Genomic DNA, 26,424 nt, shown 5'->3' with positions numbered 1-26,424 from the left:
GGGGGACGAGGGGACGGCCGACCGGGCGCCTCCCCGCCCGCTCCGTCGCCCGCTGTGGAGGGGTCGTGAGGTAAGGGCACCCTCACCTGCACGATGTCCCGATGACCTCGATCCCCTCCACCGCGCCCCTGCCCGCCCGCCTCCCGGAGCACGCGGGCCCGGATCCGCGGACCCTCACCCGGCTCCGGGCCGCCGCCGCGCTCCGCATCGCCTTCGGCCTCGTGTGGGCCGTCGACGCGGCCCTCAAGTGGATGCCGGGCTTCATCGAGGGCCAGACGCTGCCCGACGAGCTCGGCAGGGCCGAGGAGGTGGGCACGCCCGTGATGCACGAGTGGCTGCTGCTGTGGAACCGCGTCGGCCTGGCGGACCCGTCGCTCTTCGCGCACGTCGTCGCGATCGTCGAGACCGCGGTCGCGGTGCTCCTGGTCCTCGGGCTCCTGTCCCGCACGACGCTCCTCGCCAGCGCGGTGCTGAGCCTCGGCATCTGGACCGGCGCCGAGGGCATGCACCTGCCGTGGTTCCGCGACGGGCAGACCGACCTCGGGCCCTCCGTCGGCTACGTCGTCGCGTCCCTGGCGCTGTGCCTGTCGTCGGCGGGCGCCGTGTGGAGCGTCGACGCCCTCCTCGCGCGGCGGCGGGGCGGCGCCCTGGGCCGGGCCGGGAGCGCCCGGGCCTGACCGCCGTCAGCGTGCCGCGGGATCCAGCTCCATCCGCATGAAGACGCTCGCCCGCGCGTAGGGCACGTGGCCGGCCTCCTCGGGCGCGACGTGGCGGAAGCCGACGGCCTCGTAGAGGTGCACGGCGGCCGGGAGGTCGACGCTGCTCGCGAGCACGAGGGCGGCGGCGCCGCGGCTGCGGGCCTCGGCGACGGCCGCGTGGAGGAGGCGCCGGCCGGTGCCGCGTCCGCGCACGGTCTCGTCGACCGCCATCTTCGCGAGCTCCCACACGCCGTCGCCCTCGGGGATCAGTGCGACGCAGCCGACGACCCGCTCGCCCACGCGGGCCAGCAGCACCTCGCCGCCGTGGTCCACGATCTGACCCCGCGGATCGGCGAGCACGCGCTCGTCCTCGGGCTCGATCACGAAGTGGGTGGTGATCCACGCCTCGTTGAGCGCGCGGAAGGCGGCGGCGTCGGCCGCGTCGCGCATCGGGCCGATCGCGAGGGCGGGCCCGTGGAGGGCGGTCTCGCCGGGGGTCTCGCGGGCGGGCTCCTCGGCGGACGGGGTGCGGGTCTCGCTGCTCGTGCTCATGCCCCCAGCCTCGTCGCTGCGTACTGTCGTGGTCCAATGTGGAAGACGGTTGATCGATAGCGTGTGCGCATGGATCTCGACCTCCGCCTCGTGCGCGCCTTCCTCGCCGTCGCCGACGAGCTGCACTTCGGGCGGGCCGCGGGGGAGCTCGGCATCGCCCAGCCCGTGCTGTCCCAGCAGGTGCAGCGCCTCGAGCGGCGGCTCGGGGTCACGCTGCTGACCCGCACCTCGCGGAGCGTCGCGCTGACGCCGGCGGGCGTCGCCCTGCGCGACCGCGGCCGGGCGCTCCTCCGCCAGGCCGACGCGGGACTCGACGAGGTGGCCCGCATCGCCCGCGGCGAGGTGGGCCGGCTGGAGATCGGCATGGTGCACTCGACCGTCGCGATCGGCGCGGCGGACCTCGGGCCGGTGGAGAGCATCCGCCGCTTCCGCGCCCGGCACCCGGACGTGGAGGTGCGCGTGCGCGAGGGCTTCACCGTCGACCTGATGGACGCCCTCGGCCGCGGCGAGCTCGACGTCGCGGTGGTGCGCGACCCGGATCCGACCCCGGGGGTGGAGCTGCGGGAGCTCGTGACCGAGCCGTTCGTCGCCGTCGTGCCGGCCGCGCACCCCCTCGCCGACGCCGACGAGGTGGACGCGGCGCTCCTCGCGGACGAGCCGTTCGTCCTCCCGCCGCGGCGCGCGAGCGAGGACGCGTACCGACGGAACCTCGCGCCCCTCACGGAACGCGGGCGGCTGGTCCGCGTGGTGCAGGAGGGGTCGACGTGGACGATGATCGTGCACCTCGTGGGCGCCGGCCTCGGCGTCACGATCGCGCCGCGGAGCGCGGCCGTGGGGGCGCCCGCGACCGTCCGGGTGCTGCCGCTCGCCGGATCCCGGGCCGTGTCCACCGTGCACCTCGCGACCCGGGCCGACGGCAGCCGCGCGGTCGTCGACGCGTTCCTCGCCGCGCGGCGGGGCTGACGGGGAGGCCCGACCGGCACGCGCCGCGCCGCCCCGCTGCCGGCCGTGCCCGCTCGATATCGTGGGCTCGACCGCGCCACCCGCGCGGCGTTCGAGGAGGAGCACCATGAGCAGCTACGCCGTCACCGATCCGACCACCGGCGAGACCGTCGCCGAGCATCCCGGGATCACCGACGCGGAGCTGCAGGACGCGATCGCGCAGGCGGAGGGCGCCTACCGCGGCTGGTCGCGCCGCACCACGGTCGCCGAGCGCGCCGCCCTCGTCGCCCGCGTCGCCGAGCTGCACGCGGAGCGCCGTGACGAGCTGGCCCGCATCATCGTGCGCGAGATGGGGAAGCCCCTCGACCAGGCGCTCGGCGAGGTCGACTTCGCGGCCGACATCTACGGCTACTACGCGGCGAACGCGGAGGAGTTCCTCGCGGACGAGCCCATCGCGCTGGCCGACGGCACCGGATCCGCGTTCGTGCGCCGCTCGGGCCTCGGCGTCCTCCTCGGGATCATGCCGTGGAACTTCCCGTACTACCAGGTGGCCCGGTTCGTGGGCCCCGCGATCGTCACCGGCAACGCGATCCTGCTGAAGCACGCGCCGCAGTGCCCGGAGTCGGCCGAGGCCATCCAGCGCATCATGCGCGACGCGGCGGCCGACGTCGGCGCCGACCCGGGCGTCTACGTGAGCGTGCTCGCCGCGAACGAGCAGATCGAGGGCGTCATCGCCGACCCGCGCGTGCAGGGCGTCTCCGTCACCGGGTCCGAGCGCGCGGGTGCCGCCGTGGCCGAGATCGCGGGACGGCACCTGAAGAAGGTCGTGCTGGAGCTCGGCGGATCCGACCCCTTCATCCTGCTGTCGACCGACGACCTCGACGCGGTCGTCGCCGACGCGGTGGCCGCGCGCCTCGACAACAACGGCCAGTCCTGCAACGGCGCCAAGCGCTTCCTCGTGATCGACGCGCTCTACGACGACTTCGCCGCCCGCTTCACCGCCGCGCTCACGGAGGCGCAGCCCGCGGATCCGATGGCCGACGGCACCCTGCTCGGCCCGCTCTCCTCGCGCGCCGCCACCGAGCGGCTCACCGAGCAGCTGGCCCGGGCGGTGGACCAGGGCGCGACCGTGCTCGCGAGCGGGGAGCCCGTGGGGAACATGTTCCCGCCCGCGGTGCTCGCCGACGTGACGCCGGCGATGGACGCCTACCGCGAGGAGTTCTTCGGGCCGGTCGCCGCGCTGTACCGCGTCTCCTCCGCGGAGGAGGCGGTGGAGCTCGCCAACGACACCCCGTTCGGCCTCGGCTCGTACGTCTACACGACGGATCCGGAGGAGGCACTGCGGGTGGCCGACGGCATCGACGCGGGCATGGTCTGGGTCAACCTGGTGCTGGGCGACGCGGCCGAGCTGCCCTTCGGCGGCGTGAAGCGCTCGGGCTCCGGCCGTGAGCTCGGCCGCCACGCGGTCGACGAGTTCGCGAACCGGAAGCTGATCCGCATCGCGTGACACCGGCGGGGGCGCATCGGCCGCTCCCATCCGCCCCGTCGAATACCCTGCACGTGTGAAGGATCCACAGGGGCCGACCCTGCGCCCGAGGTCCCGCGCCTGGCTGCTCGGCTGGCTGAGCCTCGTCGGGCCGGTGGGCGTCGTCGCCTCCATCGCGCTCGGTCGGATGCTCGGCGAGCCGCAGCTCTACGTCGGCGTGTTCCCGTCGTCGATGCTGTCGGTCGCCACCTGCGTCCTCGGCATCGTCGCCGTCCGGCGCGGGATCCGCGACGGGCGGCAGCACGCGGCGGAGCGCCCGCGCCTCATCGGGGGCGGCATCGCGATCGGCGTCGTCGGGATCGTCGCCTCCGGCGCCGTGGTGCTCGTGGCCGGCTCCCTGCTCCTGGCGCTCAGCCAGTACCGCTGGGCCTAGCCGCCAAGCGAGCCGTCGCCCGCCCACCGCGGGCACCGCGCGGACCGGCCGGCCGCTCCCGGTGGCGCCGTCCCCCGTCGGGGCCCGTGTCCTCGTGTGACGCGGGCGCTCGCCACGGCGGGGGGAAGCCCGGCATCGTGGCGTCATGGTGAAGGTCACGACGGCGCCGATCGACGAGATCCGCGGCCAGCGCACGAGCATCAAGTGGACGCGGTTCCCCGCGGACGTGCTGCCCCTGTTCGTGGCCGAGATGGACTACGCGGTCGCCGAGCCCGTCGTCGACGAGCTGGTGCGGCGGATCCGCGCCTCCGACGTCGGCTACCTCGACGGCCCCGGCCCGCTCGCGCCCGCCTTCGCCCGGTTCGCCCGCGAGCGCTGGGGCTGGGTCGTCGACGAGTCCCGCGTGCGCATCGCCACCGACGTGAGCGTCGGCATCGTCGAGACCCTGCGGCTCGCGGTGCCGCGGGGCGGCCGCGTGGTCGTCACGCCGCCCGTGTACCCGCCGTTCTTCGAGCTGGTGGAGGAGGCGGGCGCGCGCGTCGAGGAGGTGCCGCTGCTCGTGTCCGACGGCCGCGCGTCCCTCGACCTCGCGGGCCTCGAGCGCGCGTTCGCCTCCGGGGTCGACGCGTTCCTCCTCTGCAACCCGCACAACCCGATGGGGCTCGTGCACGACGCGCGGACCCTCGCCGCCGTGGCCCGGCTGGCCGCCCGCCACGACGTGCTCGTGGTCAGCGACGAGGTGCACGCGCCGCTCACGCTGCCGGGTACCGCCTTCACGCCGTTCGCGCCGCTGGCCGAGGCGCTCGGCGCCAGCTCCGTGTGCGTCACGTCGGCGAGCAAGGGCTGGAACCTCGCGGGCGCCAAGTGCTCGCTCGTCATCGCGGGGGATCCGCGCACGCACGACCTCCTCGGCGGCCTCGTCGAGGAGGTGGCCTGTCGCACGAGCATCCTCGGGCTGCACGCGAACGTGGTCGCCTTCTCCTGTACCGACTGGCTCGACGATGCCATCGCCCGGATCGTCGCGAACGACCTGCTCCTCGCCTCCCTCCTCGCCGAGCACCTGCCCGGCGTGGTGCACCACCGCCCCGCCGCCGGCTACCTCGCCTGGCTCGACCTCCGCCCGCTCGGCCTCGGCGCCGACCCGACGGCCGTGATCCTCGACCGCGCCCGCGTCGCCCTCAACGCCGGCCACTGCTACGGCACCGGCGGCGCCGGCCACGCCCGCCTCAACCTCGCCTGCGACCCGGACGTGCTGCGGGAGGCCGTGCGGCGGATCGCGGCGCTCGCCGCGTCCGGACCGGCACCGGCGCCCGCATCCGGATCCGCGTCCGCCGCCGCTCCGTCCCCGACCGCCGGCGCGGACCTCCGCGCTCCCGCCCCCGCCCTCCGCGCCCGCACCGCCACCCACCGAGGAGTCCCCGCATGACCGACCGCATCCTGACCACGCACGCGGGCAGCCTCCCGCGCACGCCCGAGCTGACCCGGCTGCTCGTCGCCCGCGACCAGCGGCGCGCGTTCGACGCGGACGAGCTGGCGGAGGTCACCGCGTCGGCCGTCGCCGACACCGTGCGCCGCCAGCTCGAGACCGGACTCGACGTCGTCAACGACGGCGAGGTGCCGCGCGTCGGCTTCTCGACCTACGTGCTCGAGCGCATCGACGGGTTCGGCGGCGCCGGGCACCGCAAGCCCACGCTCGACTCGCTCCGGTTCCCGGAGTACGCCGCCTTCCAGGCGCGGCAGATCGTGGAGGGCGCCGACGTGGCGCGCGTCTGGGATCCGCCGGTCGCGCAGGGCCTCCTCGAGTACGACCCGGCGCTCGCCGGGATCACGGAGGACCTCGACGGGTTCGACCGCGAGCTCGCCGTGCAGGCGGACCGCGGCCTCGCCCCCGCCGGCACGTTCTTCTCGGCCGCGACCCCGGGCATCGTCTCGACGACCCTCCTGCTCGACGCCGCCAACCCCCACTACGGCGACGACCGCGCCTACGTGTTCGCCCTCGCCGACCAGCTGAAGCTCGAGTACGACGCCATCGTCGCGCGCGGCCACGTCCTGCAGCTCGACGCGCCCGACCTCGCGATGGAGCGGGTCATCCAGTTCGGCGACGCCACCCTCGAGGAGTTCCTCGCGGCCGTCGACCTGCACGTGGACGCGCTCAACCACGCGATCCGCGACATCCCGCGCGAGAGGGTGCGCCTGCACGTGTGCTGGGGCAACTGGCAGGGCCCGCACCAGGACGACGTGCCCGTCGACGTGCTGCTCCCCCACCTGTACCGGGCCCGCGTCGGCGCGTTCAGCATCCCGCTCGGGAACCCCGCCCACCAGCACGAGGCGCCCGCGTTCCGGGCCCACCCGCTGCCGGAGGGCGCCGTCCTGATCCCGGGCGTGGTGGACGTGACCACCAACTACCTGGAGCACCCGCAGGTGATCGCCAACCGGATCCTCGAGGTCGTCGACGCGGTCGGCGACCCCACGCGGGTCATCGCCGGCACCGACTGCGGCCTCTCCACCTTCGCGAGCTACGAGTTCGTCGCCACCGACGTCGCGTGGGCGAAGCTCGGGGCGCTCGTCGAGGGCGCGGCCATCGCCTCGCGTCGGGTGTTCGGCGCATGAGCGTGCTCGACGGGATCCGGGCGGCGGCCGACGCGCCCGCGCCCGCGCGCGACGCGTCCCTCGCCGCCGCGGACGGCGCCCGGGTCGGCGGAGCCCAGGCTCCGGCCGGCTTCACCACCCGCCAGGTCCACGCCGGATCCGCCGTCGACGCCGACCACGGGGCCCGCGTCTCGCCCGTGCACCTCACCGCCGGCTTCGTCTTCGACAGCTTCGCGGAGGCCCGCGACCGCTTCGCCGGGGTCGACGAGGGCTACCTCTACACGCGGAACGGCAACCCCACCACCGACGAGGTCGAGAGGCGGCTCGCCGAGCTCGAGGGCGGCACCGAGGCGGTCCTCCTCGCGAGCGGGCAGGCCGCGACCACCACCGCGCTGCTGGCGATCCTGCAGGCCGGCGACCGGATCCTCTCCTCGAGCAGCATCTACGAGGGCAACCGCGGCCTCTTCCGCCAGAACCTCGGCCGGCTCGGCATCGGGGTCGACTTCGTGGACGACCACCGCGACCTCGACGAGTGGGCCCGTCGGATCACCCCGGCGACGCGCGTGCTGTTCGGCGAGCCCATCCCGAACCCGAAGAACGACCTGCTCGACCTCGCCGGCATCGCGGACGTCGCGCACCGGCACGGGCTGCCGTTCGTGGTCGACGACACGCTCGCGACCCCGTACCTGCTCCGCCCGATCGAGCACGGCGCCGACGTGGTGGTGCACTCCACGAGCAAGTTCCTCGCGGGCCACGGCTCGGTGCTCGGCGGCGTGGTCGTCGACGGCGGCGCCTTCGACTGGGCCGCGCGGCCGGAGCTGTTCCCCCACCTGACCCAGCCGGAGCGCGCGTTCGGCGGCGCGAGCTGGGCCGACCGCTTCGGCCGCGGCGCGTTCATCGCGTACGCCCGCGAGATCGTCGCGTCCCGGTTCGGCCCCACTCCCGCGCCGTTCAGCTCGTTCCTGCTGCGGCAGGGCATCGAGACCCTGTCGCTGCGGGTCGAGCGGCACTCGGCGAACGCGCTCGCGGTCGCGCGCTTCCTCGAGGCTCGGCCGGAGGTGTCGTCCGTCGACTACGCGGGGCTGGAGTCGAGCCCGTCGCACGAGCTGGCGCTGCGGTACCTGCCCGACGGGCAGGGATCCGTGTTCTCCTTCACGCTCGCGGGCGGCGAGCCGGCGGCCGAGGCGTTCACCGACGCGGTGCGCCTGTTCAGCCGCATGACCCACCTCGGCGACGTGCGCTCGCTCGTGCTGCACCCGGCGTCGACCACGCACGCGGGCCGCACCCCCGAGGAGCGGGACGCCGCGGGGATCTGGCCGGGGCTGCTCCGCGTCTCCATCGGGATCGAGGACATCGCCGACATCCTCCAGGACCTCGAGCGCGGCCTCGACGCCGCCCGCGCGACCGGATCCTGACGGTGGCCCGCCGCCAGCACCTCGGCTGGTTCCTCTCCCGCGGCTTCGGCCCGCAGGGCTGGGGCCACCCGTACCGGGAGTGGAACCACGACTGGACCCGCCCCGACCTCTACCAGCAGTCCGCCCGGGAGCTCGAGCAGGCGGGCTTCGAGCTCATCGTCATGGAGGACGCCGTCTCCCTCGGCTCGCCCGAGACGCTCGACCTCCGCGTGCGCGGCGCGTACGGCGGCCCCAAGCACGACCCGCTGCTGCTCGCGCCGTGGCTGTTCGCGGCGACCGGGCGCATCGGGCTCGTGCCCACCGTCAACGCGGGCATCACGCCGCCGTACCTGGCCGCCCGGCAGGCGCAGACGCTGCAGCACCTGAGCGCGGGCCGGTTCGGGATCAACCTGGTCACCGACGTCGGCAGCGCCCGGCACGTGGGCCGCGCACCGCTCTCGCACGACGGCGCGTACGACCGTGCCGACGAGTGGATGGCGGTCGTCCGCCGCCTCTGGCACAGCTGGGACGGCGGCGCCCTCGTCGAGGATCCCGCCTCCGGGCGCTTCGCCGACGGCGCCCTGCTCGACGCGTTCCAGCACCGCGGGGAGCACTTCTCCGTCGACGGCCCGCTCAACGCCGTGCCGTCCGCGTACGGGGATCCGGTGATCGTCTCGCCCGGCGGGTCCCCGCGGGGTCTGTCCTTCGCGGGCACGCAGTCCGACGTGCAGCTCGGCCTGGCGCCGCTCGAGCCGGCGGCGCTCCTCGCCTACCGGGCGAAGGTGCTGGACGCGGCGGCTCGGCACGGACGCGGTCCGGACGGCATCCGGATCCTCTTCGTCGTGAAGCCCGAGATCGTGCCGAGCGAGGAGGAGGCGCGCCGGGTCGTCGACGCGTCACGCCACCCCTCCGACGACGTGCTCCGGGCCATCGCGCTCGGCTGGTCGAGCGACCTCGAGACCGACCTCACGGGCCTCGACCTCGACCGGCCCGTCGACCGCGGCGTCTTCGGCGAGCACGTCTCGCACGGCACCATCGCCGGGCTCTACGGCGGCACCGAGGACGCACCGCTCCGGGAGCTGCTCACCCGGAAGGCGCGCAAGGGCCTCGTCGCGGAGCGGTCCGGCTTCGTCGGCACGGCGGAGCAGTTCGCGGACTTCGTCGAGCAGCTGGGCGACGACGCCGACAACGACGGCCTGCTGCTCTCCGGCGACCTGCATCCCGTGACGCTGCACCGGATGCTCGACGACCTCGTGCCCGTGCTCCGCCGCCGCGGGATCCTCCGCGACGAGCTGGCCGCGGGCGGGCTGCGGGCGAACCTGTTCGGCTGAGGGAGGGCAGACGTCCTCCGACGCGCCCATGATTGACTTTGACGTCGGTAAAGTCAATCAGGACGCCAGTCCTGGCGGCGGCGACCGACGCCCTCGCCGTGCTCGCGCGCGCGGACGAGCGGATCGGCCGACGAGCCGGCTGCCTGAACCACCTGCTCATCCGGTCGGAGAGCATCTCCTCCTCGTGGATCGAGGGCGACCGCGTCACGCCGAAGCGCCTCGCGATCGCCGAGCTCCTGCAACAGGGCTCGCGCGTGGCCCTCGACGTGATCGCGAACGTGCGGGCCACGGAGGACGCGATCGACGCGCTGGCGGATCGAGAGCACCGGATCACCGTCCCGGACCTCGAGGCGCTCCAGCACGTCATCGAGCCGTCGCTGGACGAGGGCATCCGGACGGAGCAGAACTGGGTCGGTGGATCGGGGTGGTCCCCCATCCGCGCCGACTTCGTGCCCCCGCCGGAGCAAGAGGTCCCTCGGCTCCTCGAGGACCTGGCGCGCTTCTGCACCGTCACGGACGGGAATCCGGTCGTCCGGGCGGCCATCGCGCATGCCCAGTTCGAGACCATCCACCCGTTCATCGACGGCAACGGCCGCACGGGTCGCGCCCTCATCCACACGGTCCTGCGCCGGGGCGACGCGGTGCGCGACATCCTGATCCCCATCTCGACGGTCCTCGCCGCGGACGCGGATGCCTACGTCGCCGGGCTCACGGCCTTCTGCGCGGGACGGGTCGACGAGTGGGTGCGCGCCTTCGCGGAGGCCGCGGAGCTGGCCGCCGGCACCGCGGTCCGTCTGGCGGAGGACGTCGCGCGGCTCGACGCGGAGAGCGTGGAGCGTCTGGTGGAGCATCGGCGACAGGAGGGCCGGGCTCCCGCGCGACCTCGCGCGGACGCGGTGGTCCTGCGCATCCTCGATCGGCTCGCGTCCGATCCGGTCCTCACGGAGGAGAGCGCCGCGCGCACCCACGGGGTGTCCCGGGTAGCCGCGCACCGGGCGCTCACCCAGCTGGCGGACGCCGGCGTCCTCGCGCGGAACAAGGACCAGAAGGGGCGCCTGGTCTGCTGGACGGCGGATCGCCATCTCGCGCTCGTGCCCTCAACGAGCGCAGCAACAGGGTGGGGGGCGGGGACACGGCCGCGGAGCGGCCTCGGCAGGGGCCGCCTGCTCCCGACTCCTCCGTGGTCGGACGCCTGCGGTGTCCGGGGTCCACCGCCCTCTGACGGTCGTCTGCGCCGGACGCGGACGGATCAGGCCGCGCCGGTGCCCGCGATGTCGCGCAGGCGGCGGCGGACCGCGGCGTAGGAGGCGACGAGGGTCGCGTCGAGGCCGGCGGCCCGCGCATCCGCCCACTCGTCGAAGGCCGTGCGCACCGCGACACCCGCGAGCTCGGTGACCAGGCGCGCCTCCTGGGCGGTGATGCGGCCGTCGAAGGCCGTCGTCATGCGCGCGGCCAGCTCCCACGAGCGCGTCGCGTCGAGGGAGACCGCGGCGGAGCGCAGCTGCGGCTCGTCGGCCATGAGGCGCCGCACGCGCAGCTGCTGATGGGCGAGGGCGGCGAGCTCGCCGTCGAGGGAGGCCAGGACGCGCTCGTAGACGCGCTCGAGCTGGGGGAGCGGCGCGGATCCGCGGTCGACGTCGGCGAGCCAGGCGTCGATGGGCGGGTCGAACGCGGGGTGGAGCGTGAGGACCGACTCCTCCTTGCTCGGGAAGTAGCGGAAGCAGGTGCGGTCGGAGACGCCCGCGGCCTGGGCGATGTCGTGGATGGTCGTCGCCGCCATGCCGCGCTCCTCGAAGAGCGCGAGCGCGGCCTCGCTGATCTCCGTGGTGGTCGCCATGCGCCGCCGCTCGCGGAGGCCCGCACCCGCGCCCGCGCCCACCGGCGTCAGGGCCTCGCCGGGGTCCGTGCTCATGCCCACCGCGCCCATCCCGTCACCGCCGTCCGCTCGCGTGCGGCATCCGGCCGCATCTGTCGTCGACGCCGATTGTGTCATAGACTGCCACTCGGTCCCAGTCTGACATCCGGACCTCCCCGGCCTCGCACCGTCGCGCGCGCCCCGCCATCCACTCCCGGAGAACGCATCCCATGAGCACGCCGCCCACCGCCGACACCGCACGCGACGAGACCCTGCCCCCTGCCGGGCACGCGGAGGCCGACCGCGCCGCGACCGCCGGCGGCACCGCCCGCCCCGCGACCGGCGACGACGAGCGCCTGCCCGCCGGCGCCCCGCTCGTCATCGGGCTGCTGGTCGTCGCCGCCTTCGTCGTCATCCTCAACGAGACGATCATGAGCGTCGCGCTGCCGAGCCTCATGGTCGACCTCGACATCACGACGGCGACCGCGCAGTGGCTCACCACCGGCTTCATGCTCACCATGGCCGTCGTCATCCCGGCCACCGGCTTCATCCTGCAGCGCTTCTCCACCCGTCAGGTGTTCGGCGCCGCCATGATGCTGTTCTCGCTCGGGACCCTGGTCGCGGCGATCGCGCCCGGGTTCGGCGTGCTGCTCATCGGCCGCGTGGTGCAGGCCAGCGGCACGGCGATCATGATGCCGCTGCTGTTCACGACCGTCCTCAACCTGGTGCCCGCCGCCCGCCGCGGCCGCCTCATGGGCGTCATCTCCATCGTCATCGCGGTGGCCCCGGCCATCGGCCCGACGGTCTCCGGCCTCATCCTCAGCGCGCTGTCGTGGCGCTGGATGTTCCTCATCGTGCTGCCGATCGCGCTCATCGCCCTGGCGCTCGGCCTGTGGAAGATCACGAACCTGACCACCCCGCGGAAGCTCCCGTTCGACGTCCTCTCCGTGGTGCTCTCCACGCTCGCGTTCGGCGGCCTCATCTACGGCCTCAGCAGCCTCGGCGAGTCGGCGGAGGGCGAGGCGCCCCTGCCGCTGTGGATCCCGATCACGGTCGGCGCGCTCGCGCTCGCCGCGTTCATCGCCCGCCAGATCGGCCTCCAGCGCGAGGACCGCGCCCTCATGGACCTCCGCACGTTCCGCAGCCGCTCGTTCGTGGTGGCCGTGATCATGGTGAGCGTCAGCATGATGGCGCTGTTCGGCAGCCTCATCGTCCTGCCGCTCTACCTGCAGAACGTGCTGGAGCTCGGCACGCTCGAGACGGGCCTCCTCCTGCTCCCCGGCGGCGCGCTCATGGCCGTGCTGTCGCCCATCGTCGGCCGCCTGTTCGACCGCGTCGGCCCGCGCCCGCTCGTCATCCCCGGCGCCATCGTCGTCTCCATCGCCCTGTGGGGCATGACCACGATGCTGCACGAGGGCACCTCGGTCGGCTGGGTCATCGCGGTGCACCTGGTGCTGAACGCCGGCCTCGCCTTCATGTTCACGCCGCTGCTCACCTCGGCCCTCGGATCCCTGCCGCCGCGCCTCTACTCGCACGGCAGCGCCACGGTCTCGACGATGCAGCAGCTCGCGGGCGCCGCGGGCACGGCCCTGTTCGTCACGGTGCTCACCACGACGACGGTCGGCGGCGTCGCCGACGGCCTCTCCGAGGTGTCCGCGACGGCGGCCGGCGTGCAGGCGGCCTTCATGATCGGCGGCTTCATCTCGCTCGCCGCGATCGTCGCCTCGTTCTTCGTGCGCCGCCCGGCGGAGCCGCTCCCGGAGGGCGTGGCCGCGCACTAGCGGCCCGCGCGGACGCGGCTCGAGTCGCTGTCCGACGATCCCTGCGGCTCGTCGGGCAGGACCTCGCCGCCCGACGCAAGCTGCTGGGATCGACGGCGAGGATGGTCGCCGAGCGCGCCGGTACGACGCCACCGACCATCAGCGAGCTCGAGAACGGCCAGGGCACCAGCCTCGAGATCACCCTGCGGGTCCTGCGCGTCCTGGGGCTCCGGGACGGCGTGGTCGCCGCCACCGGTCCGTTCGCCACCGAGCGAGGGCGCATGATGATCGACGAGAAGCTCCCCGAGCGGGTCCGGGTGCGCAGGCAGGACTGACGTCCACGAGGTGACGACCGTGCTCGGCCGCACGGAGGTGCGAGCGGGCAGGATCCACCGCACCCGGACCTCCGGCGCGTTCGAGTACGACTCGGACTGCCTGCGCAGGCGGGACGCCTTCGCCCTCGTGCCCGCACTGGGCATGTTCCCCGGCCCGCAGCCGCTGTCGCCGGCCGCGGTGGCGGAGCGCCTCGCGACGTAGGCCCCGGCGCGGCTCCGCTCAGTCCCAGGACGCCGAGCCGGCCGGCACCGCCGCCTTCGTGCCGCCGCGCCAGCGCGCGATCGACTGCTCCACGTACTCGCCCACGAGCGCCGGCAGGTCGAGGCTCGGGTTGTGGATCCACTGGATCTCGAGCCCGTCGAGGATCGCGAGGAAGCAGGCGGCCTCGTAGTCGAGGGTCGCGTCGTCCATCGGCGGCACCTGCTCCAGGGCGACGGCCTCGGCGATGCGGCCCCGGATCTGCGCGATGGTCCGCGCGTACCGGGAGCGCATGTACACGTGCGCGGGATGCGTCTCGTCGCTCGTCTCGGTGGCGAAGGTCAGGTACAGCTCGAGGAAGCCGCGGTGCTCCACGTGGTACCGCATGAGGTCGACGAAGGCGCGGAGCGCGGGGAGGCCCGGCGCCGCCTCCGACACGAACGGCTGCTGCCGGTCCCACTGCCGCAGCACCTCCGTCAGCAGCTCCTCCTTCCGGAAGTAGCGGAGCACGGCCGCGGGGGAGACGCCGACCTCGTCGGCGATCTCCTTGATCGTGGCCGCGCCGTAGCCGCGGACGCCGAACACGCGGACGGCCGCCGCGACGATCTCCGCGCGGCGGCGGACGCCCGTCGAGTACAGCCCGCGGGACGCCATCCCGGCCCCGGCGACCGTTTCCGTGGCCGCGCTCTCATCCGCATCAGCGCGCGGAAAGTTTTCCGTCGGGCCGTCGGATCCCCGGTGTCCCGGGGCGGCGCTCGTCGACTTGGTCACGATGTAGATCCTCCCCCTTGTGCCTCCGTGAAGCCGGACGTACAGTGACGCAACCGTAAACGACGAGTCAGTTTTCGTCGTGCGGATCATTGCTAGGGACGAGGACGTCGTGGGCGAAGAGGTGTTCGGTGTGGGCCTTGTCGGGGCCGGACCGGTAGGGCAGGCCATCCACCTGCCGACGTTGGCGCGCATGGCCGACCGGTTCCGCGTCGTCCACGTCATGGACGTCGACGCGGAGGTCGCCGAGCGGGTCGCGGCACGGGCGGGGGCCCGGCACACGACCGACGCGGACGCCCTGATCGCCGATCCGGCCGTCGCCGTGGTCGTCATCGGCAGCCCGAACCGCTTCCACGCCGAGCAGGTCATCGCCGCGTGCCGCGCGGGCAAGCGCGCCGTGCTGTGCGAGAAGCCGCTGGCCGTGTCCGCCGAGGAGGGCCGGGCCATCGCCGCCGCGTCCGCCGAGCACGGGGTGCCCGTCATCGTGGGGACGATGCACGCGTTCGACCCCGCCTGGATCGCCGCGGTCGACGCCTGGGACGCCTCGGGGGAGGCGCCGCACACCGTGCGGATCTCGGCCGTCATCCCGCCGAATCCCGACTCGGAGGACTCGGCTACGGAGATCGTCGGCCGCCCGGCGCCCCGTGCGGCGGGCGAGCCCGACCTCGAGGCGCAGGCCGCCGCGGTGAGCGGCGGCGTGCTCGGCCTCGCCATCCACGACCTGCCCCTCGCGCGCCGGCTCCTGCCCGCCGCGCCGCCGCGCGTGGTCAGCGCCCGCGCCCTCAAGCCGTGGGGCTACGAGATCGTCGCGATGGTCGGCGGGAGCGTGCTCGAGGTGCACGGCATCGGCGGGGCCTCCTGGGATCCCGAGTGGACGCTCGACGCCGTCGCCCGCGACCGCTCGCTCCACGTCGACTTCTCCCTCTCCTACGTGCACGCCGGATCCAGCACCGCGGCCCTCACCGACGCCCGGAGCACCACCGGCTGGGGCCCGTTCCCGGACAACGGCTACGTGGGCGAGTGGGAGCACGTGCACGACGTGATCACCGGCGCGGCCGCTCCCGTCCCCATGGACGTGCAGCTCGCCGACCTCGGCCTCGCGACCGACATCGCGGAGCAGAGCGCCGCCATCGTCCGCGCCGGTGGCGGCCTCGCCTCGGCGACCGCCGGATCCGCGCACCACGCGCCCCGGACGGAGGTCGCGGCATGAGCGCCCTCACCCTCCGCATCGACCCCGCCGCGTCGGCCACCCACGCGCACGCGGCCGTCGCGACCCTCGCCTCCCTGCCCGAGTCCTTCCGCCGCACCGACGACGCGGGCGACGTGGTCGTGGTCGCCGGCGGCGACGGCTGGGCCGCCCGTGCGAACTCCGCCGCCCGCGCGGGGGCCCGCGCCCTCCTCGTGCTCGACCCCGGCCCCGCCGCCGACGCCGACCTCGCCGAGCTCGCCGCGGCCGGCGTCCCGGTGGTCCTCGACGTGCCGTGGCGGCACGACGAGGCGGTCCGCCGGGTGGCGCCGCGGATCCACCGCCTCGCCGCGCCCGGCGCGCTGCTCGAGTCGCGCGCGACCGTCGCGGACCCCGGCGACCTCCCCGGCGCCGCCCGGGCCCTCGCGCTCACCGCGCAGGCGCTCGTCGGCTCGCCCCTCGTCGAGCTCGCGCCCCTCGCGGAGACGCCCGACCACCTCATGCTCACGGGCACGACGGCCACGGGAGTGCACGTCATCGTGAGCGCGGTCGTCACGGCGCACGCCCACGCGTGCGCCACCTTCCGCCTCATCGTCGGCGACCGGGCCGCGCACGTCGCCCTCCCGGCGCCGGGCACCGCCGCCCCGGGCCGCGCGAGCGTCACCGACGCCGCCGGCCGCGAGGACCTCCCCGTCGTCTTCGAGTCCGGCCACCGCACCGCGATGCGCCTCGCCCGCGACGCCGCCCACGGCCGCTGCGTCCCCGACGACGTGGCCGACCTCCGCTCGCTCCTCGCCGCAGCCCCCGCGCTGGCCGGCGAGCGCCCGAGCTGATCCCCGAACCCAACCCCTCCACCACACATCAGGCACCACAACATGCAACGGAGCACGAAATGCCACAGCAGTCATCCAGCGCCTTCGGCAACGGACTCACCCGTCGATCCCTCCTGAGCGCGGGCGTCGGCGCCGCGGCCGTCGGCCTCCTCGCCGCGTGCAGCGGCGGCGGGGGCGGCGCGAGCGGCGCCGCCGCGCCCCTGAAGTTCTGGAACATGCCCTGGGGCGCGCCCGCCTTCCTCACGGAGGACAAGGCGATCTCCGCGGCCTACAAGCCCGCGAGCGGCATGGGCGCCGTGAGCTACCAGCAGGTCCAGTGGGCCAACTTCACCCAGACGTTCTCCACGGCCGTCGCGGCCAACAACGGTCCCGCCGTGAGCTCCGGAGGCGGGACGACGGCGTTCCTCTTCGAGTCGCAGGGCAAGATCGCGTACGCCGACGACCTCATCGAGTCGTGGAAGTCGAACGGCATCTACGACGACTTCCTCCCGGGCCTCGTCGACACGCTGAAGACGGCCAACGGCTACGCTGCCGTCCCGTACAACCTCGACATGCGCATGTACTGGTACCGCAAGGACCTCCTCGAGAAGGCCGGCGTCGAGGCGCCCACCGACTGGGACTCCTACGAGGCCGCGTGCGCGGGGCTGAAGAAGATCGGCGTCTACGGCTACGGCACCCGCTCGGGCGCCGGCGCCTTCACCGGCTTCCACCAGATCGTCGCCCACATGATCAACAACGGCGGCGGCCTCTTCGACGGCGACCAGAACCCGGACGTGGTGACGGACAAGAACATCGAGGCCGTCGAGTGGGTGCTCGGCATGGTCAAGAACGGCTACGTCGACCCCCGCAGCGCCACCTACACGTCCGACAACGCGTACCAGCAGATGGACGCCGGCACGTTCGGCATGCTCTGGGACGGCGCGGGCGCCACGGCGAACGTCAGCCCCGAGACCGCGGCCAACATGGTGGTCGGCGACCCGCTCGTGGGCCCCGGCGGCGAGAAGGGCGCGCTCTACTTCCCGAACAACATCATGATGTACAAGTCCACGCCCAGCCAGGAGAACAGCGAGGCGTTCCTCACCTACTACTACGAGAACATGAAGACGCTGTGGACCAAGCAGACCGGCATCGGCCTGCCGCCGCTGAAGTCCATCGCCGAGGAGGCGTACGCGGACGACGCGAACACCACCAAGATCCTCAACGACTGGCAGCCCATCTCGAAGACGTGGGGCGCTCCCGGCTCCAACACGGTCTTCCAGAACGTGACCAAGGTCGACGGCACGCAGCCGACCATCTCCTTCGCGCAGGCCGTCCTCGGCGGCACCGTCACCGCGAAGGGCGCCCTCGAGACGCTGCAGAAGGAGCTGGAGGCGGGCGCCTGATGCGCGCGCGTCCGGAGTCCCTGACATGGACGGGGTGACCTGATGGCGCTCGACACGAGGGTCGTCGACAAGATCGGGCAGGCGCGCCGCGGCGTCGGCGTGGCCGGCTCCGGCCGGCCGCCCGCCGCGCCCCGGAAGGGGCGCGGCAAGACGCCGCTCGGGCGGGCCGGCAAGACGCTGGCGCTGTTCGCGCTGCCGTCGCTGATCCTGCTGGTGCTGCTCAACGTCTACCCGGTCGTCTACTCGTTCCTGCAGTCCCTGCAGCAGGGCACGCCGTCGACGCTCCCGTGGGAGACGCCGTTCGTCGGCCTGCAGAACTACGCGAACGTCCTCACGTCGGAGTCGTTCCGCAACGCGACCACCTTCACGATCATCTTCACGGTCACGGGCGTGTTCGGGTCCTGGCTCGTGGGGCTCGCCCTCGCGCTGCTGCTGCGCACCCGGATCCCCGCCAACGGGCTCTTCAAGGTGCTGCTGCTCCTGCCGTGGATCGTCCCGGTGGTCGTCTCGTCGACCTCCTGGAACTGGCTGGTGGCGACGCCGCAGAGCCCGGTGCCGATCATGCTGGAGACCCTCGGGATCCCGGACGCGAACTTCCTCGGCGATCCCGTCCTGGCGCAGATCGTGGTCTGCGTCTTCAAGGTCTGGATCAGCTTCCCGTTCATGCTGATGATGATGTCCTCGGCGCTCGCGTCGGTGGACTCCAACGTCTACGAGGCGGCGAAGATGGACGGCGCGAACGCCTGGCAGGCGTTCCGCGGCGTCACGCTGCCGATCATCTCGCGGACCACATACATCAGCTGGGTGCTGATGACGATCTTCTGCGTCAACGACTTCCCGACGATCTTCCTGCTCACGCAGGGCGGTCCCGTGAACGCGACGACGTCGCTCATCGTGCTGGCCTACCAGCAGGCGTTCCAGAACCTGCAGACCGGGCCGGCGACGGCGGTGGCGTTCATGATGACCGCCGTGCTCGTCATCGTCTCGACCCTCCTGTACCGGCAGATCAAGAAGGCGGACATCGAATGAGCCAGCCACTCGCGGTCGGCGGCGCCACCTCGGCGACCGTCGGCGACATCACGCGCGCCGAGGTCAAGCGGACGTCGGCGAAGGAGCGGGAGCAGAAGGGCCAGTGGTGGCGCTTCCTGTTCATCGCGATCATCACCCTGATCGTGATCACGCCCATCCTCGCGGTGCTGTTCCTCTCCACCCAGCCGGGGCAGAACTCGACGGCGACCGGGTTCACGCTGGAGAACTTCCAGCGGGTGCTCGGCGGCACCGACGTGATGATCTGGCTCGGCAACAGCCTGCTCGTCGCGCTCGTGACCGTCGTGGTCTCGGTCGTCATCGCCGCTCCCGCCGGGTACGTGCTGAGCCGCTCGCGGTCCAAGCTCGTGTCCGGGTACTCGCTCGTGCTGTTCGTGGTGCAGGCCCTGCCGGTGGTGACGGCGGCGATCCCGCTGTTCATCACCTTCTCGGCCATGGGCCTCATCAACACGCTGCAGGGTGTGGCGATCATCTACATCGGATCGACCATGTCGGTCGCGATCTGGATGATGGCGGCGTACATCGACTCCATCCCCATCACCCTGGAGGAGGCGGCCTGGATGGACGGCGCGAGCGTGTTCAGCGGCTTCGTCCACGTGGTGCTGCGGAACTCGCTGCCCGGCATCCTGTCCACCGCGATCTTCTCGTTCCTGCTGGCGTGGAACGACTACCTGATCGCGCTCCTGTTCCTGCAGGACTTCACGAAGTACACCCTCCCCATCGGCCTCAACACGTTCTTCCAGCAGAACGCGGCCGACTGGGGTTCGGTGATGGCGGTCGCGGTCATCATGATGCTGCCGCCCGTGCTGATCTTCGCCTTCCTGAACAAGTACTTCAGCGTCGGCGGGATCGGCGGCTCGCTCGCCGGCAGGTGATGCGCGCCGGGCGCGGGTGAGGCCGCGCCCACGACGAGAGCCCGCCCCCGCGGATCCGATCCGGATCCCGGGGGCGGGCTCTCGTCGTGCGCGGTGCCCCGCGGTGGTCACACTCCGTCACGTCCCGGCGCGCAGCCGCCCCGACCTGACAGGCTCCCGAGCACCCGGACAGGAGCACCACGTGACGATCACCGCACCGACGACCGCCGCCGTCGCGAGCCCGCCCTGCCCCGTCCCTCCCACGGAATGGCCGCTCATGACGGACGAGTTCACGTTCAGCATCACCACCACCCCCTTCGACGAGGACTACCGGCCGGCGGAGGGCTCGCGGGTCACGACCAACTTCGCGAACCTGGCCCGGGGGGAGCGTCGCCGGGAGAACCTCCGCGACGCCCTGGCGATGATCGACGACCGGTTCAACGACCTCGCGCACGCCGGGAACCCGGACCGGGACCGCTACGCCGTGGGACTCGACATCGTCTCCGTGGGGCTGCGCTTCGCCGACGGCGACCGGGAGTTCCCGCTGCTGGAGATCCTGAAGACCCGGATCCTCGACCGCCGCACCGGTCGATGTCACCCGGGGATCCTGGGCAACAACCTCTCGTCCTACATCCGCGACCACGACTTCAGCGTGCTGCTGCCCTCGCTCGGCGGCTCGCCGGCCGGATCCCCCCTCCCCGACGACTTCGGCGCCCTGCACGGGGCGCTCTTCCGGCACTTCCGCGAGTCGGCCGCGTACGCGGAGCACTCGGCGACGCCGCCCGTCGTCTGCATCAGCGTGTCGACGAGCAGGACCTACCGGCGGTCGGGGCTCCACCACCCCGTCCTCGGCGTCGAGTACGAGCAGGACGAGCCCTCGTTGACCGACCGGTACTTCGCGAGGATGGGGCTGCGGGCCCGCTTCTTCATGCCGCCCGGCAGCGCGGCGCCCCTCGCCTTCTACACCTGCGGCGACCTGCTGGGCGACCACACGGACCTGCAGCTCATCGGCACCATCAGCACGATGGAGACGTTCCAGCGGATCTACCGGCCCGAGGTCTACGGCGCGCGCTCGGCCGCCGGCGACGTCTACCGCCCGGACCTGACGGCCGGGGACCACGTGCGGCCCCCCATCGCCTACGACCGCGAGGAGCGCGCGCGGCTCGCGGTCGAGCAGGGGCGGTACGCGGAGGAGCACCTCATGGCGCCGCACGGGGACCGGCTGCGGCGCTGGGCCGCCGCGCGCGTCGGGGCAGCCCGATGACCGCCCGCGCATCCCGGCCGACGCCCCGGCTCCTGCCCACCTCGCCCGTCGGCAGCCTGCCCAAGCCGTCGTGGCTCGCGCAGCCGGAGACCCTGTGGTCCCCGTGGCGGCTGGAGGGCGATGCCCTGGTCGAGGGCAAGCAGGACGCCCTGCGCGCCGCCGTCCACGAGCAGCACCAGCGGGGCATCGACGTCGTCAGCGACGGGGAGCAGACCCGCCAGCACTTCGTCACGACGTTCATCGAGGGCCTCTCCGGCGTCGACTTCGCGCGCCGGGAGACCGTGCGCATCCGCGACCGGTACGACGCGAGCGTGCCGACCGTCGTCGGCGCCGTGGGCCTCGAGGAGCCGGTGTTCGCCGCCGACGCCCGGTTCCTGCGCCAGCAGACGGACCAGCCGATCAAGTGGGCGCTGCCGGGCCCGATGACCATGATCGACACCCTCGCCGACCGCCACTACGGGAGCCGGGAGGACCTGGCCTGGGAGTTCGCGACCATCCTCAACGAGGAGGCGCGGGCCCTCGAGGCGGCCGGGGTCGACATCGTCCAGTTCGACGAGCCCGCCTTCAACGTCTTCTTCGACGACGTGCGGGACTGGGGCGTGGCAGCCCTGGAGCGGGCGGCGGAGGGGCTGCGCGTGGAGACCGCCGTGCACATCTGCTACGGCTACGGGATCACGGCGAACACCGACTGGAAGGCGACGCTCGGATCGGAGTGGCGGCAGTACGAGGAGTCGTTCCCGCTCCTCGCCCGGTCCACGCTCGACATCGTCTCGCTGGAGTGCCGGAACTCGCACGTGCCGCTGGAGCTGCTCGAGCTCGTCCGCGGGAAGAAGGTCATGCTCGGTGCCATCGACGTGGCGAGCGCGGAGGTCGAGACCCCGGAGGAGGTCGCCGACACGCTCCGCCGAGCGCTGCGGTTCGTCGACGCGGAGCTGCTCATCCCGAGCACCAACTGCGGGATGGCGCCGTTGGCCCGGCCCGTCGCGCTGGGCAAGCTGAGCGCGCTGAGCGCGGGAGCGGCCCTCGTCCGCGAGGAGCTGGGGTCCTAGGCTGAGCGGCGCGTCCCGCACGCTGGAGTGCGTCGCGTCGACCCGAGGAGCACGATGAGCGCCGCACCGCACCCCGCCGACCGTCACGACCTCATCCGGGTGCGGGGTGCCCGCGAGAACAACCTCAAGGACGTCTCCCTCGACATCCCGAAGCGCCGCCTCACGGTGTTCACCGGCGTCTCGGGATCCGGCAAGTCGTCGCTCGTGTTCGGCACGATCGCGGCGGAGTCGAAGCGCATGATCGACGAGACGTACCCCGCCTTCGTGCAGGGCTTCATGCCCTCCCTCGCGCGACCCGAGGTGGACCGCCTCGAGGGCCTGACGACGGCGATCATCGTCGACCAGGAGCGCCTGGGCGCGAACCCCCGCTCGACGGTCGGCACCGCGACCGACGTGAACGCCATGCTGCGCATCCTCTTCTCGCGCCTGGGCGTCCCGCGCATCGGCTCGCCCAACGCGTTCTCGTTCAACGTGCCGAGCGTGCGCGTCCAGGGGACGATGACGGTCGAGAAGGGCACCGCGACGCACGCGGTCGCGCAGGACCACACGATGCTCGGCGGCATGTGCCCGCGCTGCGAGGGCCTCGGCCGCGTCAACGACATCGACCTCGCGCAGCTGGTCGACGACTCGAGGACGCTGCTCGAGGGCGCGATCACCGTCCCGGGCTACACGGCCGACGGCTGGCTCGTGAAGATCTTCGTCGCGTCCGGGTTCGTCCCCGGCGACGTGCCCGTGCGCGACCTCACCGACGAGCAGCGGCGCGACTTCCTCTACAAGGAGCCGACCAAGGTCAAGGTCGACTCGATGAACATGACCTACGAGGGTCTCGTGCCGAGGATCCAGAAGTCGATCCTGTCGAAGGACAGGGAGTCGATGCAGCCGCACATCCGGGCGTTCGTCGACCGGGCGGTGACGTTCCAGCCGTGCCCCGACTGCGAGGGCACGCGGCTGGCCGCGTCCGCGCGGTCCTCGAAGGTGGCGGGCATGTCGATCGCGGACGCCTGCAGCGTGCAGATCTCCGACCTCGCCGCCTGGGTCCGCGGCATCGACGAGCCGACGGTCGCGCCGCTCGTGCAGTCGCTCGCGCAGACGCTCGACTCGTTCGTGTCGATCGGCCTCGGGTACCTGTCGCTCGACCGGGCCTCCGGCTCGCTCAGCGGGGGCGAGGCGCAGCGCACCAAGCTCATCCGCCACCTCGGATCGGCGCTCACCGACGTGACGTACGTGTTCGACGAGCCGACCATCGGCCTGCACCCGCACGACATCCAGCGCATGAACGACCTGCTGCTGCAGCTGCGCGACAAGGGCAACACGGTCCTGGTCGTCGAGCACAAGCCGGAGACGATCGCGATCGCCGACCACGTCGTCGACCTGGGGCCTGGCGCGGGCTCGCACGGCGGGGAGATCCGGTTCGAGGGCACGGTCCAGGAGCTGCGCGCCAGCGGCACCCTGACGGGCCGGCACCTCGACGACCGGGCGACGCTCAAGGACGCGGTGCGCGAGCGCTCGGGCGTGCTCGAGGTGCGCGGCGCGTCCACCCACAACCTGAAGGCGGTCGACGTCGACGTGCCGCTCGGGGTGCTCACGGTGGTGACGGGCGTCGCCGGCTCCGGGAAGTCGTCGCTCATCCACGGCTCCGTCGCCGGGCGCGACGGCGTCGTGTCCATCGACCAGACGGCGATCCGCGGCTCCCGGCGATCCAACCCCGCCACCTACACGGGGCTGCTCGAGCCCGTCCGCAAGGCGTTCGCGAAGGCCAACGGGGTGAAGCCCGCGCTGTTCAGCGCGAACTCCGCGGGCGCGTGCCCCACGTGCAACGGCGCGGGCGTGATCTTCACCGACCTCGGGCCCATGTCGACCGTGTCGACCACCTGCGAGGACTGCGGCGGCAAGCGCTTCATGGCCTCGGTGCTCGAGTACACGCTGGGCGGGAAGGACATCAGCGAGGTGCTGGCGCTGCCCATCGCCGAGGCGCGCGCGTACTTCGCGGACGGCGAGGCGAGGACCCCGGCGGCGGTGGCGATCCTGTCGCGCCTCGAGGACGTGGGGCTCGGCTACGTGACGCTCGGGCAGCCGCTCACGACCCTGTCGGGCGGCGAGCGGCAGCGCCTGAAGCTCGCGGTGCAGATGGCCGAGAAGCAGGGCGGCGTGTACGTGCTCGACGAGCCGACGACCGGTCTGCACCTCGCCGACGTCGCGCAGCTGCTCGGCCTCCTGGACCGCCTCGTCGACTCCGGGAAGACGGTGATCGTCATCGAGCACCACCAGGCGGTGATGGCGCACGCGGACTGGATCATCGACGTGGGGCCCGGGGCGGGTCACGACGGCGGCACGATCGTGTTCGAGGGCACGCCCGCCGAGCTCGTCGCGGCGCGCTCGACGATCACGGGGGAGCACCTCGCGGCGTACGTCGGCGCCGACGGGTAGCCCGTCGGGCCGGGTCTCAGTCGTCCCCGAGGTCGACCGGCTCTCCCGTGTGGTAGTCGACGAGCGCGCCGGGGGACCCGAGCACGGGCCGGTCGAAGCGGCCGGTGAGGTACATCGGGGTCACGAGGTACGACTCGCGCGCCCGCTCCGGCCGCGCCCAGCGCACGCCGTTGGCGATCACGCGCTGCACGTCCGGGTGGTGGTAGACGGGGTAGACCTCGTCGCCGGGGCTGAAGTAGAAGACGCGCCCGTAGCCGCGCCGGTAGGTGATGCCGCTGCGGAACACCTCGCCGCCGGAGAAGCTGCTGATGAAGATCAGCTCGTCGGGCTCGGGGATGTCGAAGAACTCGCCGTACATCTCCTGGCCGGGGATCTGGATGGGCTGCGACACGCCCTCGGTGATGGGGTGCCGCGGCGCCACCGTCCAGACCAGCTCGCTGTCGCCGTCGTTCCGCCAGCGCAGGCTGCACGTGGTGCCCATGAGCCGGCGGAAGATCTTGGAGTGGTGCCCGGAGTGCAGCACGATGATGCCCATCCCCTCGAGCACGTGCCGCTGGATCCGGTCGACGACCTCGTCCGACACCTCCTCGTGGGCGGTGTGGCCCCACCAGAGCAGCACGTCGGTGCGGGCGAGCAGCTCCTCCGTCATGCCGTGCTCGGGGTCGTCGAGGACGCGCGTGGTGACGTCGGCGTCCGCGCCGAGGAGGGAGCGGACCCCGTCCGCGATGGTGGTGTGCATGCCGTCGGGGTAGATCTCCGCGACGAGCGGCTTCACCTTCTCGTGCCGGAACTCGCCCCAGACGACGACGCGGATGGGGGCGGGGGTGCTGGTGTCGGTCATCGGGCGCCTCCTGACGCGGTCGGGGTCGTGGTCCTGGCCGGGGCGGATCCCCAGGCCGGGGTGAGGATGCCGTCGGCCGCGCTCGTCCACGAGCGCAGCAGGTCGGCGACGTCCGCGCTCCGCTCGTCGGCGATCGCCTGCGCGAGCGCGTCCTCCAGCAGGTCGGCGATGACGACGCGCTCGCCGCCCCGCTCGCTGCTGCGGATCGCGCCCTCCACCATCGCGAGGCTCATCACGTTCAGCCGCACCTCGCTCTGCGGCGTGGTGCCGGTGCGGAGGGATCCGACGAACTCCTCGAGCGAGGCCGCGATCCCCTCCGGCTGCGCGGGCACGTCGAACCCCGATCCGGGGACGTCGAGCCCGACGGCGTCGTCGCCGTCCCAGTGCGCGGCGCCGTGCTCGCCGTAGGCCCGCCAGTCGGCGTTCCACGACGTCGGCATGCCCGGGGTGCAGCGGCTCCCGACGTACGCGAAGCGCGCGCCGGACGCGAGCTCGAAGTCGGCGGTGGCCGCCGCGTCGCCCGCGTACCAGCTCCACGGCGGGTTCCACGAGCTGCAGCGCACGGCGACGGGCTCCTCGCCCGTCGCGTACCGCAGCTGGTCGAAGTGGTGGATGGACATGTCGATGAGGAGCGGATGCGCCATCTGCTCGCGGAAGCCGGGCTCGTGGTCCTCGTGCAGGAACTGCGCGTGCACGACCGCGAGCGGCCCCACCTGCGCGACCGCCTCCCGGAACGCGACGAGGTGGTTGAAGTACCGACGCGACTGGCTCACCATCAGGAGCCCGCCGGTGATGTCGGCGAGGGCGACCTGGCGGAGCGCCTCCGCGACGGTCGGCGCGAGCGGCTTCTCGCAGAGCACGGGGAGGCCCGCGCGCAGCGCCTGCTCGTTGACGACGCGGTGCGCCTGCGGCACGGTCACGTTCACCACCGCCCGGGCGCCGGAGCGCTCCGCGACCTCCGCCACGGACGCGCCGACGGCGACGCCCTCGAGCCCGGCCTCGCGCACGGCGGCCTCCGCGAGCGGCACGTCGAGGTCGACGACCCCGGCGGGCGCCGCGTGCGGGCTGTCGGCGAGCATGCGGATCCACGCGCCGCCCATGGCGCCCGCGCCCACCACCACCACGGGGAGGCGCCCGTCGTGGTCTGCGGGCGAGCCGGTGGCGGTCTGGCCTCGGAGGTCGGTCGTATCGGTCATGGT

General features: G+C 73.3%; 25 protein-coding genes. 20 read left to right on the top strand and 5 right to left on the bottom strand.

What is annotated here, in order from left to right:
* Positions 1–101: 101 nt before the first annotated feature.
* Positions 102–677 carry a DoxX family membrane protein gene (locus AC07VC_RS01105; protein ID WP_494674742.1) on the top strand — a complete coding sequence of 192 codons (576 nt, stop codon included), beginning with the start codon at positions 102–104 and terminating at the stop codon, positions 675–677.
* A gap of 6 nt (positions 678–683) precedes the next feature.
* Here the strand turns inward: AC07VC_RS01105 and AC07VC_RS01100 are convergent, their stop codons facing one another.
* Positions 684–1,250: a GNAT family N-acetyltransferase gene (locus tag AC07VC_RS01100; protein WP_494674743.1), complete on the bottom strand. Its 567-nt coding sequence runs from the start codon at positions 1,248–1,250 to the stop codon at positions 684–686.
* A gap of 69 nt (positions 1,251–1,319) precedes the next feature.
* Here AC07VC_RS01100 and AC07VC_RS01095 point away from each other — a divergent pair, with 69 nt between their 5' ends.
* The 8 genes from AC07VC_RS01095 to AC07VC_RS01060 all read left to right on the top strand — a co-directional run bounded on the left by AC07VC_RS01095 (position 1,320) and on the right by AC07VC_RS01060 (position 10,729).
* Positions 1,320–2,213 carry a LysR family transcriptional regulator gene (locus AC07VC_RS01095; RefSeq protein WP_494674744.1) on the top strand — a complete coding sequence of 298 codons (894 nt, stop codon included), beginning with the start codon at positions 1,320–1,322 and terminating at the stop codon, positions 2,211–2,213.
* Positions 2,214–2,319: 106 nt separating this feature from the next.
* The gene (locus tag AC07VC_RS01090) at positions 2,320–3,699 is read left to right on the top strand and encodes an NAD-dependent succinate-semialdehyde dehydrogenase (protein ID WP_494674745.1); all 1,380 of its coding nucleotides are present in this window, start codon (positions 2,320–2,322) and stop codon (positions 3,697–3,699) included.
* A gap of 55 nt (positions 3,700–3,754) precedes the next feature.
* Entirely contained in the window at positions 3,755–4,111 is a 357-nt protein-coding gene (locus AC07VC_RS01085) for a hypothetical protein (RefSeq protein WP_494674746.1), read from the top strand.
* 145 nt (positions 4,112–4,256) lie between these two features.
* Positions 4,257–5,537 carry a MalY/PatB family protein gene (locus AC07VC_RS01080; protein WP_494674747.1) on the top strand — a complete coding sequence of 427 codons (1,281 nt, stop codon included), beginning with the start codon at positions 4,257–4,259 and terminating at the stop codon, positions 5,535–5,537.
* The gene (locus AC07VC_RS01075) at positions 5,534–6,721 is read left to right on the top strand and encodes a cobalamin-independent methionine synthase II family protein (RefSeq protein ID WP_494674748.1); all 1,188 of its coding nucleotides are present in this window, start codon (positions 5,534–5,536) and stop codon (positions 6,719–6,721) included. Before AC07VC_RS01080 ends, AC07VC_RS01075 begins: the two co-directional genes overlap by 4 nt.
* Positions 6,722–6,723: 2 nt before the next feature.
* Positions 6,724–8,115, top strand: a complete 1,392-nt coding sequence (locus AC07VC_RS01070; RefSeq protein ID WP_494676538.1) for an O-acetylhomoserine aminocarboxypropyltransferase/cysteine synthase family protein — start codon at positions 6,724–6,726, stop codon at positions 8,113–8,115.
* A 2-nt stretch (positions 8,116–8,117) separates the two neighbouring features.
* Positions 8,118–9,425 (top strand): LLM class flavin-dependent oxidoreductase, encoded by a 1,308-nt coding sequence (locus AC07VC_RS01065; RefSeq protein ID WP_494674749.1) that lies wholly within the window; start codon positions 8,118–8,120, stop codon positions 9,423–9,425.
* Positions 9,426–9,523: 98 nt separating this feature from the next.
* Positions 9,524–10,729, top strand: coding sequence for a Fic family protein (locus tag AC07VC_RS01060; RefSeq protein ID WP_494674750.1), 1,206 nt, complete (start codon positions 9,524–9,526; stop codon positions 10,727–10,729).
* Here the strand turns inward: AC07VC_RS01060 and AC07VC_RS01055 are convergent.
* On the bottom strand, positions 10,675–11,337 hold the full coding sequence (locus AC07VC_RS01055; RefSeq protein ID WP_494674751.1) for a TetR/AcrR family transcriptional regulator: 663 nt from the start codon (positions 11,335–11,337) through the stop codon (positions 10,675–10,677). The two genes, AC07VC_RS01060 and AC07VC_RS01055, sit on opposite strands and share 55 nt — an antisense overlap.
* 173 nt (positions 11,338–11,510) lie before the next feature.
* Between AC07VC_RS01055 and AC07VC_RS01050 the strand changes: the two genes are divergently transcribed.
* From AC07VC_RS01050 to AC07VC_RS01040, 3 genes are read left to right on the top strand one after another with little or no spacing between them, the layout of a single operon-like run.
* Complete coding sequence (locus AC07VC_RS01050) at positions 11,511–13,061, top strand: MDR family MFS transporter (RefSeq protein WP_494674752.1); 1,551 nt, start codon at positions 11,511–11,513, stop codon at positions 13,059–13,061.
* A gap of 41 nt (positions 13,062–13,102) precedes the next feature.
* Entirely contained in the window at positions 13,103–13,375 is a 273-nt protein-coding gene (locus AC07VC_RS01045; RefSeq protein ID WP_494676539.1) for a helix-turn-helix domain-containing protein, read from the top strand.
* 19 nt (positions 13,376–13,394) lie between these two features.
* Entirely contained in the window at positions 13,395–13,577 is a 183-nt protein-coding gene (locus tag AC07VC_RS01040; RefSeq protein ID WP_494674753.1) for a hypothetical protein, read from the top strand.
* A gap of 18 nt (positions 13,578–13,595) precedes the next feature.
* On the opposite strand, the gene AC07VC_RS01035 is transcribed toward AC07VC_RS01040, so the two are convergent.
* Positions 13,596–14,228 (bottom strand): TetR/AcrR family transcriptional regulator, encoded by a 633-nt coding sequence (locus AC07VC_RS01035; RefSeq protein WP_494674754.1) that lies wholly within the window; start codon positions 14,226–14,228, stop codon positions 13,596–13,598.
* Between the two features lie 196 nt (positions 14,229–14,424).
* Here AC07VC_RS01035 and AC07VC_RS01030 point away from each other — a divergent pair, with 196 nt between their 5' ends.
* The 8 genes from AC07VC_RS01030 to AC07VC_RS00995 all read left to right on the top strand — a co-directional run bounded on the left by AC07VC_RS01030 (position 14,425) and on the right by AC07VC_RS00995 (position 24,384).
* Complete coding sequence (locus AC07VC_RS01030) at positions 14,425–15,552, top strand: Gfo/Idh/MocA family protein (RefSeq protein WP_494724446.1); 1,128 nt, start codon at positions 14,425–14,427, stop codon at positions 15,550–15,552.
* The gene (locus AC07VC_RS01025) at positions 15,549–16,361 is read left to right on the top strand and encodes a hypothetical protein (protein WP_494674755.1); all 813 of its coding nucleotides are present in this window, start codon (positions 15,549–15,551) and stop codon (positions 16,359–16,361) included. Before AC07VC_RS01030 ends, AC07VC_RS01025 begins: the two co-directional genes overlap by 4 nt.
* A 59-nt stretch (positions 16,362–16,420) precedes the next feature.
* Positions 16,421–17,743 carry an extracellular solute-binding protein gene (locus AC07VC_RS01020; protein ID WP_317229928.1) on the top strand — a complete coding sequence of 441 codons (1,323 nt, stop codon included), beginning with the start codon at positions 16,421–16,423 and terminating at the stop codon, positions 17,741–17,743.
* A 42-nt stretch (positions 17,744–17,785) separates the two neighbouring features.
* Positions 17,786–18,772 carry a carbohydrate ABC transporter permease gene (locus AC07VC_RS01015; protein ID WP_494674756.1) on the top strand — a complete coding sequence of 329 codons (987 nt, stop codon included), beginning with the start codon at positions 17,786–17,788 and terminating at the stop codon, positions 18,770–18,772.
* The gene (locus AC07VC_RS01010) at positions 18,769–19,665 is read left to right on the top strand and encodes a carbohydrate ABC transporter permease (RefSeq protein WP_317229930.1); all 897 of its coding nucleotides are present in this window, start codon (positions 18,769–18,771) and stop codon (positions 19,663–19,665) included. Before AC07VC_RS01015 ends, AC07VC_RS01010 begins: the two co-directional genes overlap by 4 nt.
* Before the next feature lie 256 nt (positions 19,666–19,921).
* The gene (locus tag AC07VC_RS01005; protein WP_494676541.1) at positions 19,922–20,908 is read left to right on the top strand and encodes a putative oxygenase MesX; all 987 of its coding nucleotides are present in this window, start codon (positions 19,922–19,924) and stop codon (positions 20,906–20,908) included.
* Positions 20,905–21,957, top strand: a complete 1,053-nt coding sequence (locus AC07VC_RS01000; RefSeq protein ID WP_494674757.1) for a methionine synthase — start codon at positions 20,905–20,907, stop codon at positions 21,955–21,957. Before AC07VC_RS01005 ends, AC07VC_RS01000 begins: the two co-directional genes overlap by 4 nt.
* Positions 21,958–22,011: 54 nt before the next feature.
* On the top strand, positions 22,012–24,384 hold the full coding sequence (locus AC07VC_RS00995) for an ATP-binding cassette domain-containing protein (RefSeq protein ID WP_494674758.1): 2,373 nt from the start codon (positions 22,012–22,014) through the stop codon (positions 24,382–24,384).
* Positions 24,385–24,400: 16 nt separating this feature from the next.
* Here AC07VC_RS00995 and AC07VC_RS00990 read toward each other — a convergent pair whose 3' ends face one another.
* On the bottom strand, positions 24,401–25,225 hold the full coding sequence (locus AC07VC_RS00990; protein ID WP_494674759.1) for a ThuA domain-containing protein: 825 nt from the start codon (positions 25,223–25,225) through the stop codon (positions 24,401–24,403).
* Complete coding sequence (locus tag AC07VC_RS00985) at positions 25,222–26,421, bottom strand: Gfo/Idh/MocA family protein (RefSeq protein ID WP_494674760.1); 1,200 nt, start codon at positions 26,419–26,421, stop codon at positions 25,222–25,224. Before AC07VC_RS00985 ends, AC07VC_RS00990 begins: the two co-directional genes overlap by 4 nt.
* Between the last annotated feature and the right edge of the window lie 3 nt (positions 26,422–26,424).

The organism is Clavibacter sp. GW821-FHT01D01, assembly GCF_059422605.1.
Note: the sequence above shows the minus strand (reverse complement) of the source record. Positions and strands in the feature narration are given on the sequence as shown.

Coding starts and splice junctions, on each gene's coding strand:
- AC07VC_RS01075 (WP_494674748.1), top strand. CDS start 5,534: ATGACCGACCGCATCCTGACCACGCACGCGGGCAGCCTCCCGCGCACG.
- AC07VC_RS01100 (WP_494674743.1), bottom strand. CDS start 1,250: ATGAGCACGAGCAGCGAGACCCGCACCCCGTCCGCCGAGGAGCCCGCC.
- AC07VC_RS01015 (WP_494674756.1), top strand. CDS start 17,786: ATGGCGCTCGACACGAGGGTCGTCGACAAGATCGGGCAGGCGCGCCGC.
- AC07VC_RS01025 (WP_494674755.1), top strand. CDS start 15,549: ATGAGCGCCCTCACCCTCCGCATCGACCCCGCCGCGTCGGCCACCCAC.
- AC07VC_RS00995 (WP_494674758.1), top strand. CDS start 22,012: ATGAGCGCCGCACCGCACCCCGCCGACCGTCACGACCTCATCCGGGTG.
- AC07VC_RS01035 (WP_494674754.1), bottom strand. CDS start 14,228: ATGGCGTCCCGCGGGCTGTACTCGACGGGCGTCCGCCGCCGCGCGGAG.
- AC07VC_RS01095 (WP_494674744.1), top strand. CDS start 1,320: ATGGATCTCGACCTCCGCCTCGTGCGCGCCTTCCTCGCCGTCGCCGAC.
- AC07VC_RS01080 (WP_494674747.1), top strand. CDS start 4,257: ATGGTGAAGGTCACGACGGCGCCGATCGACGAGATCCGCGGCCAGCGC.
- AC07VC_RS01055 (WP_494674751.1), bottom strand. CDS start 11,337: ATGAGCACGGACCCCGGCGAGGCCCTGACGCCGGTGGGCGCGGGCGCG.
- AC07VC_RS01050 (WP_494674752.1), top strand. CDS start 11,511: ATGAGCACGCCGCCCACCGCCGACACCGCACGCGACGAGACCCTGCCC.
- AC07VC_RS00985 (WP_494674760.1), bottom strand. CDS start 26,421: ATGACCGATACGACCGACCTCCGAGGCCAGACCGCCACCGGCTCGCCC.
- AC07VC_RS01020 (WP_317229928.1), top strand. CDS start 16,421: ATGCCACAGCAGTCATCCAGCGCCTTCGGCAACGGACTCACCCGTCGA.
- AC07VC_RS00990 (WP_494674759.1), bottom strand. CDS start 25,225: ATGACCGACACCAGCACCCCCGCCCCCATCCGCGTCGTCGTCTGGGGC.
- AC07VC_RS01090 (WP_494674745.1), top strand. CDS start 2,320: ATGAGCAGCTACGCCGTCACCGATCCGACCACCGGCGAGACCGTCGCC.
- AC07VC_RS01000 (WP_494674757.1), top strand. CDS start 20,905: ATGACCGCCCGCGCATCCCGGCCGACGCCCCGGCTCCTGCCCACCTCG.
- AC07VC_RS01105 (WP_494674742.1), top strand. CDS start 102: ATGACCTCGATCCCCTCCACCGCGCCCCTGCCCGCCCGCCTCCCGGAG.
- AC07VC_RS01005 (WP_494676541.1), top strand. CDS start 19,922: ATGACGGACGAGTTCACGTTCAGCATCACCACCACCCCCTTCGACGAG.
- AC07VC_RS01010 (WP_317229930.1), top strand. CDS start 18,769: ATGAGCCAGCCACTCGCGGTCGGCGGCGCCACCTCGGCGACCGTCGGC.